General features: G+C 43.6%; 15 protein-coding genes, 1 tRNA gene and 1 pseudogene. 14 read left to right on the top strand and 3 right to left on the bottom strand.

Annotated features, from left to right (window positions below; all coding sequences use genetic code 11):
- Positions 1-243 precede the first annotated feature (243 nt).
- The 3 genes from LI074_RS06185 (at position 244) to LI074_RS06195 (ending at position 3,887) form a co-directional block, all read left to right on the top strand.
- Positions 244-942, top strand: a complete 699-nt coding sequence (locus LI074_RS06185; RefSeq protein WP_008703350.1) for an ABC transporter ATP-binding protein — start codon at positions 244-246, stop codon at positions 940-942.
- Between the two features lie 11 nt (positions 943-953).
- Positions 954-3,347: an ABC transporter permease gene (locus LI074_RS06190; protein ID WP_173697995.1), complete on the top strand. Its 2,394-nt coding sequence runs from the start codon at positions 954-956 to the stop codon at positions 3,345-3,347.
- Positions 3,348-3,455: 108 nt separating this feature from the next.
- Positions 3,456-3,887, top strand: coding sequence for a DUF6465 family protein (locus LI074_RS06195; RefSeq protein WP_008703348.1), 432 nt, complete (start codon positions 3,456-3,458; stop codon positions 3,885-3,887).
- Between the two features lie 157 nt (positions 3,888-4,044).
- Here LI074_RS06195 and LI074_RS06200 read toward each other — a convergent pair whose 3' ends face one another.
- The gene (locus LI074_RS06200) at positions 4,045-5,427 is read right to left on the bottom strand and encodes an MATE family efflux transporter (protein ID WP_173697994.1); all 1,383 of its coding nucleotides are present in this window, start codon (positions 5,425-5,427) and stop codon (positions 4,045-4,047) included.
- A gap of 247 nt (positions 5,428-5,674) precedes the next feature.
- Between LI074_RS06200 and LI074_RS06205 the strand changes: the two genes are divergently transcribed.
- Entirely contained in the window at positions 5,675-6,217 is a 543-nt protein-coding gene (locus LI074_RS06205) for a phosphatase PAP2 family protein (protein ID WP_008703344.1), read from the top strand.
- Between the two features lie 98 nt (positions 6,218-6,315).
- Positions 6,316-7,416, top strand: a complete 1,101-nt coding sequence (locus tag LI074_RS06210) for a DUF362 domain-containing protein (RefSeq protein WP_055059487.1) — start codon at positions 6,316-6,318, stop codon at positions 7,414-7,416.
- A 240-nt stretch (positions 7,417-7,656) separates the two neighbouring features.
- Here the strand turns inward: LI074_RS06210 and LI074_RS06215 are convergent, their stop codons facing one another.
- On the bottom strand, positions 7,657-8,244 hold the full coding sequence (locus LI074_RS06215) for a cytidylate kinase-like family protein (protein WP_020993942.1): 588 nt from the start codon (positions 8,242-8,244) through the stop codon (positions 7,657-7,659).
- Between the two features lie 598 nt (positions 8,245-8,842).
- Here LI074_RS06215 and LI074_RS06220 point away from each other — a divergent pair.
- From LI074_RS06220 to LI074_RS06255, 8 genes are all read left to right on the top strand, one after another.
- Positions 8,843-9,661, top strand: coding sequence for an FAD binding domain-containing protein (locus LI074_RS06220; RefSeq protein ID WP_008703340.1), 819 nt, complete (start codon positions 8,843-8,845; stop codon positions 9,659-9,661).
- Positions 9,651-10,118 (top strand): (2Fe-2S)-binding protein, encoded by a 468-nt coding sequence (locus LI074_RS06225; RefSeq protein ID WP_026648500.1) that lies wholly within the window; start codon positions 9,651-9,653, stop codon positions 10,116-10,118. Before LI074_RS06220 ends, LI074_RS06225 begins: the two co-directional genes overlap by 11 nt.
- A 2-nt stretch (positions 10,119-10,120) precedes the next feature.
- Complete coding sequence (locus LI074_RS06230) at positions 10,121-12,538, top strand: xanthine dehydrogenase family protein molybdopterin-binding subunit (protein WP_173697993.1); 2,418 nt, start codon at positions 10,121-10,123, stop codon at positions 12,536-12,538.
- Entirely contained in the window at positions 12,535-13,626 is a 1,092-nt protein-coding gene (locus LI074_RS06235; RefSeq protein WP_173697992.1) for a DUF6077 domain-containing protein, read from the top strand. The genes LI074_RS06230 and LI074_RS06235 overlap by 4 nt, the downstream gene beginning before the upstream one ends.
- Positions 13,627-13,644: 18 nt before the next feature.
- Positions 13,645-14,493 carry a hypothetical protein gene (locus LI074_RS06240; protein WP_118574558.1) on the top strand — a complete coding sequence of 283 codons (849 nt, stop codon included), beginning with the start codon at positions 13,645-13,647 and terminating at the stop codon, positions 14,491-14,493.
- Positions 14,494-14,655: 162 nt separating this feature from the next.
- Positions 14,656-16,233, top strand: coding sequence for a Na+/H+ antiporter NhaC family protein (locus tag LI074_RS06245; protein ID WP_420314067.1), 1,578 nt, complete (start codon positions 14,656-14,658; stop codon positions 16,231-16,233).
- 174 nt (positions 16,234-16,407) lie between these two features.
- A tRNA-Arg gene (locus LI074_RS06250) sits at positions 16,408-16,479 on the top strand.
- Positions 16,480-16,603: 124 nt separating this feature from the next.
- Entirely contained in the window at positions 16,604-17,509 is a 906-nt protein-coding gene (locus tag LI074_RS06255) for an SH3 domain-containing protein (protein ID WP_020993940.1), read from the top strand.
- A gap of 147 nt (positions 17,510-17,656) precedes the next feature.
- Here LI074_RS06255 and LI074_RS06260 read toward each other — a convergent pair whose 3' ends face one another.
- Positions 17,657-18,901: a polysaccharide deacetylase family protein gene (locus LI074_RS06260; RefSeq protein ID WP_173697990.1), complete on the bottom strand. Its 1,245-nt coding sequence runs from the start codon at positions 18,899-18,901 to the stop codon at positions 17,657-17,659.
- Positions 18,902-19,082: 181 nt separating this feature from the next.
- Here LI074_RS06260 and LI074_RS06265 point away from each other — a divergent pair.
- A pseudogene (locus LI074_RS06265) lies at positions 19,083-19,736 on the top strand (pseudouridine synthase); the annotation flags it as partial.
- Positions 19,737-19,788 lie beyond the last annotated feature (52 nt).

A 19,788-nucleotide genomic window follows, 5' to 3' on the forward strand; every position in this document is an offset into this window, starting at 1 on the left:
CTTTTTGTTAGACCCTTAAGACTAACTAAGGGTATAGATTATCTAAATACCATTGCGGAGTGAACAGTAACGAACATATCCATAAAATTTTACAAAACTACGAAAATCAGTTGACAATGGAGTAAGTTTATACTAACCTGAAGTTAGCGAAGTATAACAATATTGTAAAACAGCAGTGTTATTATATTAAAGAATTAAAGAAATTTGCTCCACAGGAAGTGGATATGAGGGAGGAATGAAAAAATGTTTCTGCAGATACAGGGAATTCAGAAGTCTTTTGGTGCAGGGGACAGCCGGGTGGATGTGCTTAAAGGGCTGGATCTTGACATTGAGAGAGGAGAGTTTTGTGTGCTTCTGGGGCCGTCTGGTTCCGGTAAGTCTACGCTTCTGAATATTATCGGTGGGATTGACAGTGCAGACGAGGGAAATCTGGTCATAGACGGGGAGCGTCTGGCAGATATGTCGGAGAAGAATCTGTCTTTGTACAGGCGTAAGCATCTGGGATATATTTTTCAGATGTATAATCTGATCCCCAATCTTACAGTGCGGGAGAATATAGAGGTGGGAGCCTATCTCAGTGATAAGCCTCTGGATGTAGATGAACTGCTCCATACGCTGGGAATCTATGAGCACCAGAGAAAGCTTCCCAATCAGCTTTCCGGCGGTCAGCAGCAAAGGACTGCCATTGGCAGAGCCATTGTAAAGAATCCGGATATTCTTCTTTGCGATGAGCCTACAGGAGCCCTGGATTATAATACCTCCAAGGAAATCCTGAAGCTGATCGAGACGGTAAACCAGAAATACGGCAACACCATCGTCATGGTAACGCATAACGATGCCATCAAAGATATGGCTGACCGGGTGGTGAAGCTTCGCGATGGGATGATCCGCAAAAATTACCTCAATGAGCATAAGATCCCGGCAGCAGAGCTTGACTGGTAAGGAGGCATATGATGAAAAATCCTTTACGCAAACGTCTGCCCAGAGAACTGAAGGGAGAACTGGGCAAGTATCTGGTTGTATTTATCTTGATGGTTGCATCCATTGGATTTGTGTCAGGCTTTCTGGTTGCAGATAACAGTATGCTTATTGCTTACAATGAAGGTTTTGAGAAGTACAACATAGAAGACGGAAACTTTCGCACAGCAGAGCAAGTCCACAAAACCCAGAGAGAAGAAATAGAGGCGCTGGGTGTGAAGCTGTATGATAATTATTATGTGGAGGAACCTCTGGATAATGGAAGCACCATGCGTTTTTTTAAAAACAGGCAGCAGGTGGACAAGATCTGCCTGATGAAGGGAGAGCTGCCTGCCGGGACAGGAGAGATTGCCATTGACAGAATGTATGCAGACAACAACAATCTATCTGTGGGAGATACGCTCCGGAGCGGAAAAAGAACCTGGAAGATTACCGGCCTGGTGGCACTTTCCGACTACAGCTGCCTGTTTCAGAATAACAACGATTCTATGTTTGATGCTGTGAAATTTGGGGTTTCTGTTGTGACTGAGGAGGAGTTTGATTCTTTGGATCAGGAAAAACTGCAGTACAATTATTCCTGGATCTATGACGAAAAACCGAAGACAGAAAAGGAAGAGAAAGAAGTTTCCGAGGATCTGATGGAGTATATGGGAAAGATTGTCACACTGGAGGCTTTTGTACCCCGGTATCTGAATCAGGCCATTACTTTTACAGGGGATGATATGGGTGGAGACAAGGCCATGATGATCATGCTTCTTTATATTATTATGGTGATCATGGCCTTTGTATTCGGAATTACCATCAGCAATACGATACGGAAAGAAGCCGGCGTTATCGGTACCTTACGTGCGTCCGGATATACCAGACATGAACTGATTCTTCACTATATGACACTTCCGGTGCTGGTTACTTTTGTGGGTGCACTGATCGGAAATATCCTTGGATACACTGTATTAAAGGATGTATGTGCAGATATGTATTATGGAAGCTATAGTCTTCCGACTTATGTGACCGTATGGAATGGGGAGGCATTTGGGCTTACAACTCTGGTTCCGGTAGTTATTATGCTGGTGGTAAATTACGGAGTGCTCAGACATAAGCTGAAGCTGTCACCGTTAAAATTCCTGCGCAGGGATCTGTCGGGAAGAAAGCAGAAGAGGGCAATTTATCTGAGTCCGAAGATGAAAATCTTTTCCAGATTCCGGCTTCGGGTGATTTTTCAGAATATGAGTAATTATATGGTTCTGTTTATCGGGATCCTGTTTGCAAATCTGCTGCTGATGTTCGGATTGCTGCTTCCTTCGGCACTGTCCCATTACCAGGTGGAAATCCAGAACAATATGCTGGCAAAATACCAGTATATGCTTCAGGTTCCGGTCAGCGCAGTAAGTGGAAATAAATTTGACGGTCTGATCTCTCTGCTGGAGTTTTATATGGATTCCAGAACAGACAATGAAGATGCAGAGGAATTTTCTGCTTATTCCCTGAATACACTGCCAGGAAAATATAAGAGTGAAGAAGTACTGCTTTACGGGATCGAACCGGACAGCAGGTATGTAACGATAGATTTTAATAATACAAAAGATAAAAAAGATGAAGCAGGGAATAAAGAAAAAGCAGATAACAAGAATACGGCAAATGCAGAAAAAGAAAGCGCAGCAGTTTATATTTCGAGCGCATATGCGGATAAATTCCTGCTTCATGTGGGGGATACCATCACTCTGAAAGAAAAATACGAAAAAGAGAAATATTCGTTTAAAATAGCAGGAGTTTATGATTATACGGCTGCCTTGTGTGTGTTTATGCCCCGCAGTGAACTGAATGATATTTTTGATCTGGGAGAGGATTATTACAGTGGGTATTTCTCGGATACAGAGCTTACAGATATCAAGAGCCAGTATATAGGATCTGTAGTTGACCTTGATGCACTGACAAAGATCTCCAGACAGCTGGATGTATCCATGGGAAGTATGATGGGTATGGTAAACGGATTTGCCATTATGATCTATATGGTACTGATCTATCTTCTTTCCAAGATCATTATCGAAAAAAATGCCCAGTCTATTTCAATGGTAAAAATCCTGGGCTATACAAATGGTGAGATCAGCAAGCTATATATTATGTCCACGTCTTTGGTGGTGGTGTTCTGTCTGCTTTTGAGTCTGCCGCTGGAAACAGTAATCATGAAAGTTCTGTTCCGGGAGATGATGCTGTCCAGTATTTCCGGATGGATCACGCTCTGGATCGACCCGATGATCTATGTGCAGATGTTTGCAGCAGGAATCATTACATACGGAATCGTTGCTTTGCTGGAATTTCGGAGAGTGAAGAAGGTTCCTATGGATGAAGCCTTAAAAAATGTCGAGTAGGACAAAATTTGATAAAAATTTGACATTGTCTGGAATTTGTGGTACGGTTACACAGGAAACTGTTAGAGCGACACGCTCTAGACCAATCAGTTGGAATAGGAGATTATTATGAGAAAAAGAACAACTTCAAGAGCAAAGGAAACTATTAAAGAAGCAACAACAAAGGCTACAGAAGCAGTCAAAGAGACAGTTGAGAAAACAACTGTAAAGGCTTCAGAAGTAATTGAAGAAGCAAAAGACGCTGCAGCTGATATTGCGAAGGCTCCGGTTGTAGAAGAAGCAAAAGAAACTGTAAAGAAAGCAGTAAAAGAAGTGGCTAAAAATATCGACATCAAAAAATTCGCAGAAACAACTATCGAATTACCTGGTTTTGCAGTTACAATGAGCTCCATCGAGGAAGCAATCAAAAAAGACATCAAAGACAAAGGCATCGAAGGAAAAGAAATCAGCGTTTATGTAAATGTTGAGCAGAAAGCCGCTTACTACACAGTAGACGGACAGGGCTCTGACGATTACAGAATCGACCTGAATACATTATAATCTGTAAGCATTTTTTATAAACCGAAAATAGATGTCTGCAGGGATCCGGAAAGAAAATCTGCAGACATAAAAACAGCAGGATTGTTCATAGAATGAACAGACCTGCTGTTTTGCTTATTTATGATAGAACCATACTGCGGCGGATATGGATGATATCTCAGGAAGCTTTCTGCTCAAACAGATCCTCCCTTGTAATATTCTGTGCCCATTTCCCCTGGCGGTAATGATGGAATACCCATGGCCATTTCACAAACTCATCTGTACAGAGCAGGAAGTAAACCCACAATACCGGAAGCTTCAGGACAAAGGCCGCAAAAAATCCCAGAGGTACCGCATATACCCACATATCAATGGTATCGCAGATCAGTCCGAACTTCGTATCACCACCTGCGCGGAATACCCCGGCGATCAGGGCTGTGTTTACCGCAGAACCCATAATATAATAGGTATTGATAAGCAGCATGTACTTCAAATAATGCATTGCCCCGTCACTTAAGGATGCAAATCTCAGGACCAGAGGCGTAATGGCAAATACGATCACACCGCCAATGGCACCGGCTATAATGGTCATCTTCAGCATTCTGGAAGCATACACCTTCGATTTCTCCAGATCCCCTTTTCCCATTACATTTCCAAGAAGAATCGTTCCCGCACTGGCAATTGCAAAGCAGAACACAGAACCGATATTGCGGACAACCGTAACCAGAGAGTTGGCTGCAACGGCATCTGTTCCGAGATGTCCCAGGATCACAGAGTACATGGAGAAAGCAACACTCCAGGAAACGTCATTTCCAAGAGCGGGAAGTGACAGCCGGACGAAGTCACCAAACAGCACCTTACTGCGGATAAACATAAAGGTCAGGTTCAATTTAACATCTCTGCTCAGGAAAGAAACGATCACGCATGCTGCCAGTTCGATCAGTCTGGAAGCAGCAGTTGCAATGGCAACACCTGTAGCCCCCAGCTTCGGTGCGCCGAAAAGCCCGAAGATAAAAGTGGCATTCAGGATAATATTCAATATAAAAGCCAGCATATTCAATGCCATACTGATCGTTACACGTCCGATACTGCGCAAAATCGCCAGATAAATCTCTGTAATTCCCCAGCAGAGATATGTAATTCCCATAATCCTAAGATAAGAAGAACCGATAGAGATCAGTTCCTGATCAGAAGTAAAAATCTTCATCATAAGCTGAGGAGCAGTAAATGCGATCAGTGTTACGATTCCCGAGATTATGATGGAAAAGCGGAGGGCAATTCCCTCGATCGCATGAATAGCCTGCATATTATTTTTTCCGAAATACTGCGCACACAGAAGAGATGCACCTGTACCAAGTCCATAATATACCATAAACAGGATATTGGAGTAATTGGCAGCCAGAGACACCGCAGAAATCGCAGACTGTCCCACATAATTAAGCATAATTACATCTGCGGAGTTAACCGCTGCACTGAGCAGATTCTGGATAATGATCGGAATCGTCAGTTTAAGCATCTGCCGGTAAAAATTATCCTTACCGGACGATAATGTGTTTATCATATTTACCCCCGTAATAAGTATTTGCCCGATCAGGCAGTTTTATTAGTCTGCTTTCAGCATAATCCTTCCGGCAGAAAAACGCTATCGGTATTTTGACTGATTTCTACGTTATTTTGACTTTTGAGTCCTTAAACAAATCAACTTTGCTTATAATACCTTGCACAAAAGAAGTCGGACTGATATAATTCGTATGTATTTTGAGAGGAATACATACTGTGACTGATAAAAAATATAATGGGAGAAGTTTATGGCGACATTACAGCAATTAGATATGAATATTTTACTGTGGATCCAGGAACATTTAAGGGTGGATGCCCTGACTCCGTTCTGGAGAGCAGTCACCTTCCTCGGAAACGGAGGATGGTTCTGGATCGTATTATGTGTGCTTCTGATCTGTTTCGGGAAAACACGCAAAACAGGAGTGACAGCGGCACTCTCGCTGCTGTCAGGGTTTCTGATCACAAATCTGCTGATAAAAAATGCAGTAGCCCGTCCAAGACCTTTTGATACTTATACACAGATCATTCCGCTGATCACCAGACCGAAAGACTATTCATTTCCATCCGGCCATACCTGCGCTTCCTTTGCCGTTGCACTGGTCTGTCTGCGGATGCTGCCCGGGAAATGGGGAATTTTGCCTGTTGTTCTGGCCGGAATGATTGCTTTTTCCAGACTCTATCTGGGCGTACATTATCCGGGGGATGTTCTGGCAGGATTTCTGGTGGCACTGCTCACAAGTACAGTGGCATGCAGGCTGATGCGGAGAACATTTTCACCTCAGAAAAGCTGACCGGTTCAGAAAAAAACTTCCGGGGGAAAATACAAAAAAAGATATGCAAAAATCAGCAGAAAAATATTCGAATGTAAAGTGTAAAGGATAATCTTGTAATGAACAAAAATGAAATCTATATAAAGAGCGGAACCAATTACAAAGAAATGACAAAGGAACTGCTGGCACAGTGCGGCCTGGCGTCTGTAATTTCAGATAAAAAGATGCAGATTGGTATCAAGCCTAATCTTGTATCACCTTCCGAGGCTTCATGGGGAGCTACCACACATCCGGAAATTGTGGCGGGAATTATTGAGTATCTGCAGGAAAACGGATATGGAAATATTGCCATTCTGGAAGGCTCCTGGGTGGGAGATAAGACTACAGAAGCATACGAAGTGTGCGGATATCGTGAACTAACGGAAAAATATCAGGTGCCTTTTTGGGATATGCAGAAAGACAAGGGGATTGAAAGAGATTGCAGGGGGATGAAACTGAATGTCTGTGAACGTGCGGCAAATATTGATTTTCTGATCAATGTTCCGGTATTGAAAGGCCATTGTCAGACAAAGATCACATGTGCATTGAAAAATATGAAAGGATTGATCCCCAATACAGAGAAGCGTCATTTTCATGCGATGGGACTGCATGAACCGATTGCACATCTGAATGCGGGGCTCCATCAGGATTTTGTCGTGGTTGATAACATTTGCGGGGATCTGGATTTCGAGGATGGCGGAAATCCGGTAGTGATGAACCGTATCTGGGCGGGGACGGATCCGGTACTGATCGATTCTTATGTATGTCAGATCATGCATTATACAACGAAAGATGTACCGTATATTGAACTGGCAGAGAAGCTTGGGGTTGGAAGTACTGATCTGAAAAATTCCCGCATCATATACTGTGAGGAAAATGCCCGCAAAGAACTTCCGAAATCAAGAAAAGTGGTAGAACTTCAGGATGCAGTAGAAGAAGTAGAATCCTGCAGTGCCTGCTATGGTTATCTCATCCCGGCTCTGGAAATGCTTAAAAATGACGGCCTTTTCGAGAAACTGGACACGAAAATCTGCATCGGCCAGGGATACCGCGGAAAAACAGGAAAACTGGGTGTAGGTGCATGCACCTGTAAATTTGAATATAACGTAAAGGGATGTCCTCCAACAGAGAATCAGATTTATGATTTCCTGAAGCAGTATATTCTGGGAGAAAATAAATAATATGATATCAGGGTCCTAGTACATCGTTTTCGAAATAACTATACCACTCACTTGTCTGCGAATCCGATTGCACAGGTCTAAAAGCCTCAGCGTAGCCCGCTACGCCTGCGTTTTTATACCAGCACACTCGAATCCGCATCCTACGCGATTGGTATAGTTATTTACGAAACGATGTACTAGGTTCAAAAAGTCGTTCGTGCCTGCATGATAAGACTTTTGAATCTGGAACCCTGTTTGATTTTACAATGCCATCTTTATCATCTGTATAATTTTATCCTGCTCAAATTTACTGCTGTCAAATGCCAGATGATACTGGGAAATATCTTTCCATTTCTTATCTGTAAAGTACTCATAATAAGTACGCCGTTCTTTATCCACTTTCTTAACCAGCTTCTGTGCACTTTTTTCTTCCCGTCCCGTACGCTCGATGACAGTCTGTACACGATACTCAAATGGTGCATGGATAAATACGCTCAGGCATTTATTGTCGAGGATGTGATTGGCGCATCGGCCAACGATCACACAATCTTCTTTCTCAGCAGCATCCAGAATAATCTTTCGCTGAAGATCAAAGAGCACATCATTCATGGGAACAAAGTGAAAATCGCTGTCCATCTGAAGTTCATGGTCAATGGGAAAACGCCACTGGCTGCCACGTTTCTCATCAACCTTGGCAAGCAGATCAAAAGGAATATTCTCTTTCTGAGCTGCAATATCGATCAGCTCTTTGTCATAAAAAGCAAATCCAAGCTCTTCTGCCAGAGCTTTACCGATCAGGCGGCCATTACTGCCGAGCATCCTGTTTATTGTAATCACGCGTTTACTCATAATCAAACCCTCCTTTATGACATCTCTGTTATTGAACGATATAGATTCAGGCGGATATTAGCAAATTGTACCTGTTATCTGCAATTAACAGTGATAAGTCTTTTATTTGTGAACATTATAACATTGATACTTGAAAAAATCCAGTAAAATATATAAAAAGCCAAATATATTACGAAAATATTTGGGTACAGTGCACAAAAACGATTCGCAATGAAACAAATGATACAGTTAATCCGATAATATTTTGAAAAGTGTTTTTTTGGATAGTTTTATCAATAGACACTTTTGGCTGTCATATGCTAGAATTAGAGTAATATTTACAGCAAGCAGCAAAGCGGATGATATTGTCCGCCTGACCAGGATTACTGCCGAGACATACAAGCCAAAATTCCATTGCCGCAGGCAATCTGGAATGAATTTTGGCTACGTTACTGAGAACGGAGTGAACAGTAACAAAAATTTATTTATGAAATAGAGGATATTTATAGATTTTTTCTTTAAGCTATGGTATTATATTAAATTGGCTGTCTGACGACAGATCCGAGTCAAAATATTACAAGAGATATGAAAAGTATGTAAGAAAGGGATACGATACATAATGCTGAAAATCAAAAGCTATGTAAAGGTAAACAGTCTGGCGGAAGCTTATGAACTGAACCAGAAGAAAACAGCCCGTATTCTTGGGGGAATGGTCTGGATGAAAATGGGCAACAGAGCAATATCCACAGCGATTGATCTTTCCGGTCTGGGGCTGGATGCGATTTCGGAGAATGATGACGAATTTGTCATCGGATGTATGACTCCGCTTCATGACCTGGAGACAAATGAAGCTCTGAATACCTACACACATGGAGCTATGAAAGAAAGCCTTTGCCACATTGTAGGCGTACAGTTCAGAAACTGTGCCACTGTGGGAGGAAGCATTTATGGAAGATATGGTTTCTCAGATGTTCTGACCATGTTCCTGGGAATGGATACATGGGTAGAATTATATGATGCAGGCCGTATTCCACTGACTGAATTTGTAAATATGAAGAAGGACAATGACATCCTTGTAAATATCATCGTGCGAAAAGAGCCACTTCTTACCTGTTACTTAAGTCAGAGAAACATAAAAACAGATTTCCCGGTGCTGACCTGTGCAGCTTCTGTGATCGGAAATGAGGCAAGGACTGTGATAGGTGCCAGACCTGCACGTGCCATGATCGTGGAAGATAAGAAGCAGATCCTGAAGAATTTCCGGAACATGACAAAAAAGCAGAAGGAAGAGGCGATCGAAGCCTTTGCAGAATATGCGGCAGAGAACGTTCCTACTGCAGGCAATATGCGAGGATCAAAGGAATACAGAACCCTTCTTGTAAAAGTATTGACAAGAAGAGCCTGGGAAGCAGTAGGAGGGATGAAAAATGAATATTAATTTCTGGCTTAACGGAGTGAACCGCCACGCAGAGATCTCTCCGGATACACTGCTAATCGATTTCTTAAGAGAACAGGGCTGTTTCAGCGTGAAAAGAGGCTGCGAAACTGCGAACTGTGGTCTTTGCACAGTTCTTATGGACGGTCGTCCGGTGCTTTCCTGCAGTACACTTGCAGCACGCATTGAGGGAAAGAAAATCGTTACATTGGAAGGAATGCAGAGAGAAGCGCAGGAGTTTGGAAGCTTTCTGGCGAATGAAGGTGCGGAACAGTGCGGTTTCTGCAATCCGGGATTTATCATGAATGTATTTGCGATGCTCAACGAGATCAAAGATCCCACAGAGGAGCAGATCAAAGAATATCTTGCGGGAAATCTGTGCAGATGTTCCGGTTTTGTTTCCCAGACAAGGAGTATCCTGAAGTTCCTGAAATATAAGAAAGCACAGGAGGAAGCATAAAGATGAAATATGTAAATCAACCTGTACGTAAAACAGATGCAATGTCACTGGTAACCGGAAAGCCTGTCTATACAGATGATCTGGCACCAAGGGACTGCCTGATCGTGAAGATACTGAGAAGTCCCCACGCCAACGCCTGGGTGGAAGATATTAAAACAGGTACTGCCGAGAAGGTGGCCGGAATTGCATGTATCCTTACCTATAAAAATGTGCCTCAGAAACGTTTTACCCTTGCCGGCCAGACTGCACCGGAGATGAGTCCGGATGACAGATTGATCCTTGACCGTCATGTACGTTTTGTGGGAGATGCAGTTGCCATTGTTGCGGGTGAGACAGAAGAGGCGGTAGATAAAGCATTGAAGAGAATCCGCGTAGATTACCGCGTGGAGACACCGGTTCTGGATATCCACAAGGCAAAAGATAATCCGATCCTGGTCCATCCGGAGGATGACTGGAAGCTGAAAATTCCTCTTGGCGGAGACAACAAAAGAAACTTATGTGCATCTGCAGTGGAAGAACATGGAAATGTAGATGAAGTTCTGGCAAAGTGTAAATATACTGTAGAGCGCACTTATCATACAAGAGCAAACCAGCAGACTATGATGGAGACTTTCCGCACAGCCTGCTATATGGATCATTTCGGCAGACTGATCGTTCTGTCCTCAACACAGATCCCATTCCATGTGCGAAGGATCGTTGGAAGGGCACTGGACATTCCTGCTTCCAAAGTACGTGTGATCAAGCCAAGGATCGGTGGCGGCTTTGGTGCAAAGCAGACCTCTGTCAGTGAGATCTATCCGGCGATCGTGACCTGGAAAACAGGCCGCCCGTCCAAGATGATCTTCTCCAGATATGAGTCCATGATCTGCTCTTCACCGCGCCATGAGATGGAGATCACAGTACGCGCAGGTGCAGATGAAAATGGTATCATCAAGGCAATTGATCTTTATACTTTGTCCAACACTGGGGCATACGGAGAACACAGTTCTACAACAGTAGGACTCAGCGGTCATAAATCAATCGCTCTTTACAGACATACAGAAGCCTACAGGTTTGCTTTTGATGTTGTCTATACAAATGTGCAGGCTGCAGGTGCCTATCGTGGTTATGGTGCAACCCAGGGTATTTTTGCAGTGGAATCTGCAGTAAATGAGCTGGCACATAAGATGGGAATGGATCCTGTTAAGGTAAAAGAAATGAATATGCCTGTAGAGGGCGGTCCTCTTCCGGGATATCCGGATGTTCCTTATGCACAGAGCTGTTCCATGGACCGCTGTATGGCGCGCGCCAAAGAGATGATGGACTGGGATTCCAAATATCCATGCAGGGATATGGGAAATGGAAAGGTCCGCGGAGTCGGTGTTGCCATGGCTATGCAGGGATCCTCTATTGCAGGAGTTGACGTAGGCGGCGCAGATATTAAGCTGAATGAAGATGGTTCTTATACACTGGCACTTGGATGTACGGATATGGGAACAGGCTGTGATACCGTTATGGCGCAGATTGCGGCTGACTGTCTAAATACGCCTATGGATAACATAGTAGTATTCAGTGTGGATACGGATATTTCTCCTTATGATTCCGGTTCCTATGCTTCCGCTACAACCTATACCACCGGTGTAGCGGTTATGAAGGCCTGTGAGGAGCTGAAGAAAAAAATCTGTAAGCTTGGCGCAGAGATGATGGAAGTAGATGAGGGAAAAGTTGATTTTGACGGATCCTGTGTATTCTATGATGAGACACTTGAGATAAGCGATGGGGCAGACGGAAATGCAGCAGGTCATATGACAGATGCAGAAGAGGGCTATAGTGTTGATATGGATGCCATCAGTTCTGAAAATGCCCAGAAGAAAGTTTCATTGGAAGATATTGCATTAAAGAGCACTTTCTTTAACAATATCGAGCTTCAGGTTGTGAAACAGCATTCTTCACCGATCTCGCCGCCGCCGTTTATGGTAGGTATGGCAGAAGTAGAGGTGGATACAGAGACAGGCAGTGTGGATGTTCTGGATTATGTGGCGGTTGTTGACTGCGGTACACCGATCAATCCGAATCTTGCACGTGTACAGACGGAGGGCGGTATTGCACAGGGAATTGGTATGGCTCTCTGGGAAGATGTACAATATACAGATAAAGGTAAGATCCGCAACAACTCTTTTATGCAGTATAAGATCCCAACCAGACAGGATATCGGAAATATCCGCGTGGATTTCGAGTGCAGTTACGAAAAGAGCGGTCCTTTTGGTGCCAAATCCATTGGTGAGCTTGTAATTGATACTCCATGTCCGGCACTGGCTGAGGCAATTTATAATGCAACAGGTGTGCGTCTGACAGAGCTTCCGATGACTCCTGAGAAGATTGCCATGGAGATTTTGAAAAACCGCGAATCCATCCGGTCAGGGACAAAGGTGGAAGAATGAGAGAATTATGCCTTGCCTGTGCAGGTTTTGCCCTGGAGTTTATAGTTTTTTATGCAGCAGGCATTGTTCTGGTCCGGATATTGAAAGTAAAAGGGGATTGTTCCCTGACTTTCATACTGGGATATCTGGTTTACTTTGCAGTGTTTGAACTGGTGATCGTACCGATGACACTGAAATGGGTATCCCTGACAGCTGCGGCTTATATATGGGCAGGAATCATGGCTCTGGTTATCTGCGCAGCTGTGATCTGCACAATAAAAAAACAACGGAGAATACGTGCCGGACAAACGGAAACATGTAGTGGGATTTTTGGAAGCATTTCTGAAATATGGAAAAATCACTCTGTGATGATTATCCTTGCAGGTGCCGTAGTATTGCTGCAGTGTCTGATTGTGATCTTTTACGAGGATACAACAGTAGATGCGGCGTATTATGTAGGTACAGTGAGTACTTCTGTATACACAGATACTCTTGGCAGATATAATCCCTTTAACGGAGCGATCCAGAAGGCATTTCAGGCCAGATATGTTTTTTCTGCATATCCGATGCATAATGCAGTGTGGTGCAGACTTCTGGGAATCCATCCCATTGTGCAGGCAAAGCAGGTAATGTCATGTATGAATGTAGTGACTGCCAATCTGATCATTTATCAGATCGGTAAGAGACTGTTTGACGGAAACAGGAAGAAAGCAGATCTGATGCTTTTCTTTGTCTGTGTTTTACAGCTGTTTTGCGGTACGATTTATTCCTCCGGAACTTTTTTCTTTACCAGAAGCTACGAGGGAAAAGCCATCCTTGCCAACATTGCCATCCCTGCAGTTCTTATGTGTGCCGTCTGGTATCTGCAGGAGAAAAACAGCAGGAATGTCTGGATCATATTGTTTGTCACAGCGGTCAGTGCGCTGACATTTTCCGGTTCTGCTATCATCTTTCCTATCGTGATCGCAGCGGGAATGGCTCCGGCAGCAGTTATGAATAAGAGATTTTCAGGGCTGGTATATTGTGCAGTGTGTATGCTTCCGTCGGCATTATATGCAGCTGTATTTTTTGCATGCAGAATCGGTCTGCTGACGCTGGCTGCATCATAATACAGAAAGGAGAAAAAAATGGCAGGTGTAACAATTCAGGAACTGGGACTGCGCTTTGTTGATGCATGTATGAAGCTGTACTGGGGTTCCTGCTGGTATCCTCTTCTGTTTGCTGTAGGACTGATCTGCACACTGGTCCTGTGGAGAAAAAGAAAGTCCGGGATATTTATCGGCTATACAGTATTTCTGTTGCTGACAGTATATAATCCGCTGGTTGTAAAATATCTTATCGCAAAGGCGAAGTTTGAGAATGAATATTACCGGTTTATCTGGATTCTTCCTGTGATCCCGGCGGTTGCCTACTATGGAGTCAGACTTGTGACCGCTTTTAGAAAGACCTGGATAAAAGTTCTTATGGCTGCAGCTGTGCTGACAGGTTTTGTGATCCTGGGAAATCCGCTGGACGGGGTAGTGACCAATTTTGCAATGGCAGAGAATATTTATAAGGTGCCCAATGATCTGCGTGCAGTCTGCGACGTGATCCACCAGAACCAGGAGAATGATTTTCCAAGGGTTGTTTTTGACGGCAGTCTTAACAGCATTGTGCGACAGTATGATGCGGGGATCGCCACTGTAATAAGCAGAAATGCAAGTATCTACAGATCAGGCAGTACAGTGGCGGGAAACTATGATGAGAACAGCAGTTTCTATAAAAGACAGAAAGCATTGCTGGATGTGATCGATTATCATATCTATGAAGATAAAGAAGGGTTTCAGGCTGCGTTGAAGAAATCAAAGACAGATTTCGTAGTAACACAGATCGGGCTGGTTGACCATGATTTTCTGACAGAGTGTGGTTGTGAACTGATCGCACAGACGGAATCCTGCTACATTTACAGATTTGATTATAGCAATCCTCGTAAATAATGCATATTGATCCGGCTCATCAGAGCGTGAAATTCTGTCAAGCTGTTTCAAATGCATTAATTAAGAGGCGTGCTATGATCGAAATATCATATATCTTACAAGAGAAGGAGAAAAGAAATGAAAAGTAACATAAAAAGACTTTCGCTCTGCCTTTCAGCACTGATGCTGCTGATACTGGCAAGTCCGCTGACTGTACTTGCAGCAGAGGAAGAGGTGGCTGCATCTGCGAAATTTTACGGCACATTCTGGTCGTTGGTTCCGCCGCTTGTTGCCATTGCACTGGCACTGATTACCAAAGAAGTATACAGTTCACTGTTTGTAGGAATACTGGTTGGTGCACTGTTCTACTCTAATTTTAATTTCGAAGGAACAATCCTTCATATTTTTGAAGGCGGAATGATCAGCGTTCTGACAGATTCTTATAATATGGGTATCCTGATCTTCCTTGTTATTCTGGGAACCATGGTATGTCTGATGAACAGGGCAGGCGGTTCCGCAGCATTCGGACGCTGGGCCAGTAAGAGGATTAAAAGCAGAGTTGGTGCGGAACTCTCAACCATCATTCTTGGTGTACTGATCTTTATTGACGATTATTTTAACTGTCTGACAGTAGGAAGCGTTATGCGTCCTGTGACAGATAAGCACAATGTGTCCCGCGCAAAGCTGGCGTACCTGATCGATGCCACAGCAGCACCGGTATGTATCATTGCACCGATTTCTTCATGGGCTGCGGCAGTCAGCGGATTTGTAGAAGGAGAGGATGGAATTACCCTGTTTGTACATGCAATTCCCTATAACTTCTACGCACTGCTTACGATCTTCATGATGGTGGCAATGGTTCTTATGAAAGTAGAATTCGGAACAATGGGTGTTCATGAGACAAATGCTTTAAAAGGTGATATCTACACAACACCTGCACGTCCTTATGCAAACGCGGCTGAAGATGAGAAAAGTAATCCGCGTGGCAAGGTGATCGATCTTCTGATCCCAATCGTAAGCCTTGTAATATGCTGCGTAATCGGTATGATCTATACAGGTGGTTTCTTTAGCGGAACTGATTTTGTAACTGCATTTTCACAGAGTGATGCATCTGTGGGACTGGTGCTTGGAAGCTTCTTCGGACTGGTTATCACGATTGTTTTATATCTGATACGTCGTGTTATGAATTTCAGAGACTGTATGGCGTGTATTCCGGACGGATTCAAGGCAATGGTACCTGCGATCCTGATCCTTACTTTTGCTTGGACATTGAAGGTCATGACAGACAGCCTTGGTGCATCTGTATTTGTATCTGCAATTGTTAAAAGCTCTGCAGGCGGGCTGATGAATTTCCTTCCTGCAATTATCTTTGTGATCGGGGCTGTTATCGCATTTGCGACAGGTACTTCATGGGGAACCTTTGGTATCCTGATCCCGATTGTTGTTAATGTATTCTCAGGAACAAATCATGAACTGATGATCATCTCTATTTCTGCATGTATGGCAGGTGCTGTATGTGGAGATCACTGTTCACCGATTTCCGATACAACCATCATGGCATCAGCAGGTGCACAGTGTGAACATGTAAATCATGTCAGCACACAGCTTCCCTATGCAATGGTTGCAGCAGCAGTATCTTTCCTGACTTATATTATCGCAGGATTTGTACAGACAGCATGGATCGCACTTCCGGCAGGAATCATTCTTATGGCGATCACCCTGGTGATCATCCGATTAAAATTCGACGATCTGAAAATGTAAATAAAACCGGGCAGTCAGCACAATGCATGACTGCCCATAATTTTTGACTTGTAACAAAATAATGCATCTTTTGTAACAAAATAAAAAACTTTACTTTTTTCGGTAATTATGATAATATAGACCTTGTATTAAATAAATTATATAAATCCTTTGAAAATCAGATTTTCAAGATACGCGCCTGTAGCTCAGTGGATAGAGCAGTGGTTTCCGGTACCATGTGCGGGGGTTCGATTCCCTTCAGGCGTGCTGCCTGGGACGTATGTACAGTTCCGGTGCGTTGTATCACAGGAGTTATCAGAATCGGGAACTGTCAGAAATCGTATGGCGGCAGTGAACGGAGCAAACGGTAACTCATAAGGAGGACAAGAACTTGGATGATTTTAGAGAATGGTTATCAGATAATCTCCGGTATTTTATGCTGGGTGGAGCTATTCTGATAATTGTGGTTGTCCTGTTTTGCGGCATTCGAGCCTGTTCCGGAAGTAATAAGGGGAATTCCGGAGATGAACAGAAAACCACATCCGAAGACCAGGGAAATGTTCCTTCTTCTCCGATAAGTGAAGGGGAGTCTGACGAGAAGAAAGAAGACGCCAATCCCATGGAAACAGCAGATGCAGACGTTACTGCATTGATCACGAGCTATTATCAGGCTCTGGGGGAAAAAGATATTGCAACGCTGAAGACTCTGGAAGATGATTTCACACCGTCTGATGAGTCAAAAGTCACAAATTTGAAAGATTATATCGAAGGGTATGAAGTAGGCGATGTGTACACGAAGAAAGGTATGACAGATGATTCTTACGTGGTTTACGCCTGTTTCTCGTATATCTGTCAGGGCGTTGAGACCAAGGCCCCTGCACTGACTCAGTTCTATGTATATAAGAACAGCGAAGGAAACTGGGTGATCAATAACGGAGCTTTACAGGATTCTGAGATTTCCGCATATATGGAAAAACAGTTATCAGACAGTGATGTTTCAGCTCTTATAAAGAAGGTGCAGAATGAACTGGATCAGGCACAGCAATCTGATCCGTCTCTTGAAGAATTCCTGAATGGTCTTGGGGAGGAAGCAGGTGTGTCAACAGAGGCAGAAGATGGCACGATGCTTACTGCTTCGGAGGAATGTAATGTACGCGCAGAAGCCAGCACAGATGCTGATATCCTTGGCGTGATCTCAGCAGGTGATCAGGTTCAGAAGACAGGTACTGATGGTGAATGGGTTCAGATCGACTACGACGGTCAGACCGGATACATCAGAGGAGATTTACTTGAATAAAATTGAATATGGAACGTAAAAAATACAGGCGGTTATCCTTGTGGTAACTGCCTGTATTTTTACGTTCCGTTTTTCTGACATTGTTCTTGTCAGCTTCTGCTGGAGATTTTGCTGTTCTTATTACTTTTCGCAACTTCCGCAAGGGACTTACTTGATTCGATTAAATTCACCGTATGTAACTCCTGTCGATAATTCTGTCTGATGCAGGGAAGCCAGTTCGTGCACTGTTACAAGCTGATAGCCTTCTTCGATAAGCTGCGGGATTAGAATCTCGGCTGCATCTACAGAGGTGCTGAAGATATCGTGCATCAGAATAATGGAACCATCTTTTACATTATTCATGACTTCCTCAACCGTAGATTCCACATCCTGCGTTTTCCAGTCCAGAGTGTCAATGGACCACAGAATCATCGGGGTTCCCACAGTTGATTTTACCGTATCATTAACAGATCCATATGGCGGGCGGACCACCGAAGCTCCCTCACCTGTAAGATTTACAAGCTGTTCATCCACTCTTGCAATTTCTGAACTGATCTCATCCGAAGAAAGAGTCGCCAGATCCTTATGGTCATAAGTGTGGTTTCCAAGTTCACAGCCCAGTTTCTTCATGCGTTTTACTTCGTCCGGAAAACTGGCAATCTCAGTACCCACCATAAAGAAAGTTGCCTTTGCATTATTTTCTTCCAGACAGTCCAGAAGACGGCCTGTAAAAGAGCTGGGACCATCATCAAAAGTAAGGGCAACCGACTTCTTTGCCGTAGATGTACCGGACTTGTCAGAGGTAGCTGACTTATCTGAAGATTTCTTCTTTGAAGATTTTTTCTTTGGCGTATAACCTTTCAGAGAACCATCTGTATCCAGTTCATAAGTTTTCTTATCTATTATCACAGTCCCTGTCTGCAGAATACCATCCATATCAAAATAATACCGCTTCTTTCCGATATCTGTCCAGCCTATCTGCATAATACCGGTCTCATCCATATAGTACTGTTTCCCGTCTGTATCTGTGAACCATCCTGTGTATGGCTTATCATCTACCAAAAACATCCAGTTACTTCCACTGGAAGCCCAGCTGCCCTCTGATGCCTCAGGCGAGATATCAGTGCTTAATGCAGGACCGCCCGGAGAAGCTTCAGATGAATCTGAAGAAGTGCGTCCAAACAGTTTCCCGGAAGAAGAATCCGTAAAATTATCATTGCTATCAGTCAATGTTTCCTCAGAAGTAAACTCCGCAGAATCCTGATCTTCTGACACGAAAGCTCCGGCATCGCTGATGGCATCTGCCTGTGAAGTCACAGCGGAAGAACGGGTGAAAATTCCTCCAAGTATCAGACACAGAATAACAGAAAGTGCGATCAGCCACCGGTTTGTACGTGGTAAATGCTCTGACATGAAAGCCTCCTTTTTGATAAAATCAGTGACAAAAAAGATATCCTGTCATTCGATATCATACAATAAAATCTGACAAAATACAAGGCGATTCCCCATTCCTGCCCTTTTGAAAAAAATTCCAGAAAAATTCCATCAAAATTTCACCGTTGATAAGATGTACAAAAAATTATATAATAGAGCAATGGACGAAAAAATCAGAATAAACAAATATTTAAGCGAGGCAGGCATATGCTCCAGACGGGAAGCCGACCGGATGATCGAAGAGGGAAGGATTACGGTAAACGGAAAAAAAGCAGAAAGCGGTCAGAAAGTCAGCCTGGAAGATGAGGTCTGTGCAGACAATATACCTGTCCATAAAAATGAAAAAAAAGTACTGCTTCTTTTTAACAAACCCAGAGGGATCGTGTGCAGTACAAAGCAGCAGTTTGATGAGACGACGGTAACAGATTATCTGGATTATCCTCTGCGTGTTTATCCTGTGGGCAGACTGGATAAAGAATCACAGGGCCTTCTCCTTCTGACAAATGAAGGAGATCTGGTCAATAAGATCATGCGCGCCGGAAACTATCATGAGAAAGAATATTTTGTGACAGTGAATAAGCCGGTGGACAGGGAATTTGTCCGAAGGATGAGCAAGGGAGTCCCTGTTCTTGATACGGTGACCAGACCATGCAGAGTGGTGCAGACAGGAGAATGCAGCTTTCGGATCATTCTGACACAGGGACTGAACCGGCAGATCCGCAGAATGTGCCGGTATCTGGGATATGAGGTACAGAAGCTGAAAAGGATCAGGATCATGAATCTGACTCTGGACGGGATCAGAGAAGGCGAATACAGAGAGATCACAGCACAGGAGTGGGAAGAACTGAACCATTTACTGGAATCTT

It is taken from the genome of Blautia sp. MSK18_10 (assembly GCF_020553185.1).
Classification (GTDB): domain Bacteria; phylum Bacillota; class Clostridia; order Lachnospirales; family Lachnospiraceae; genus Blautia_A; species Blautia_A wexlerae.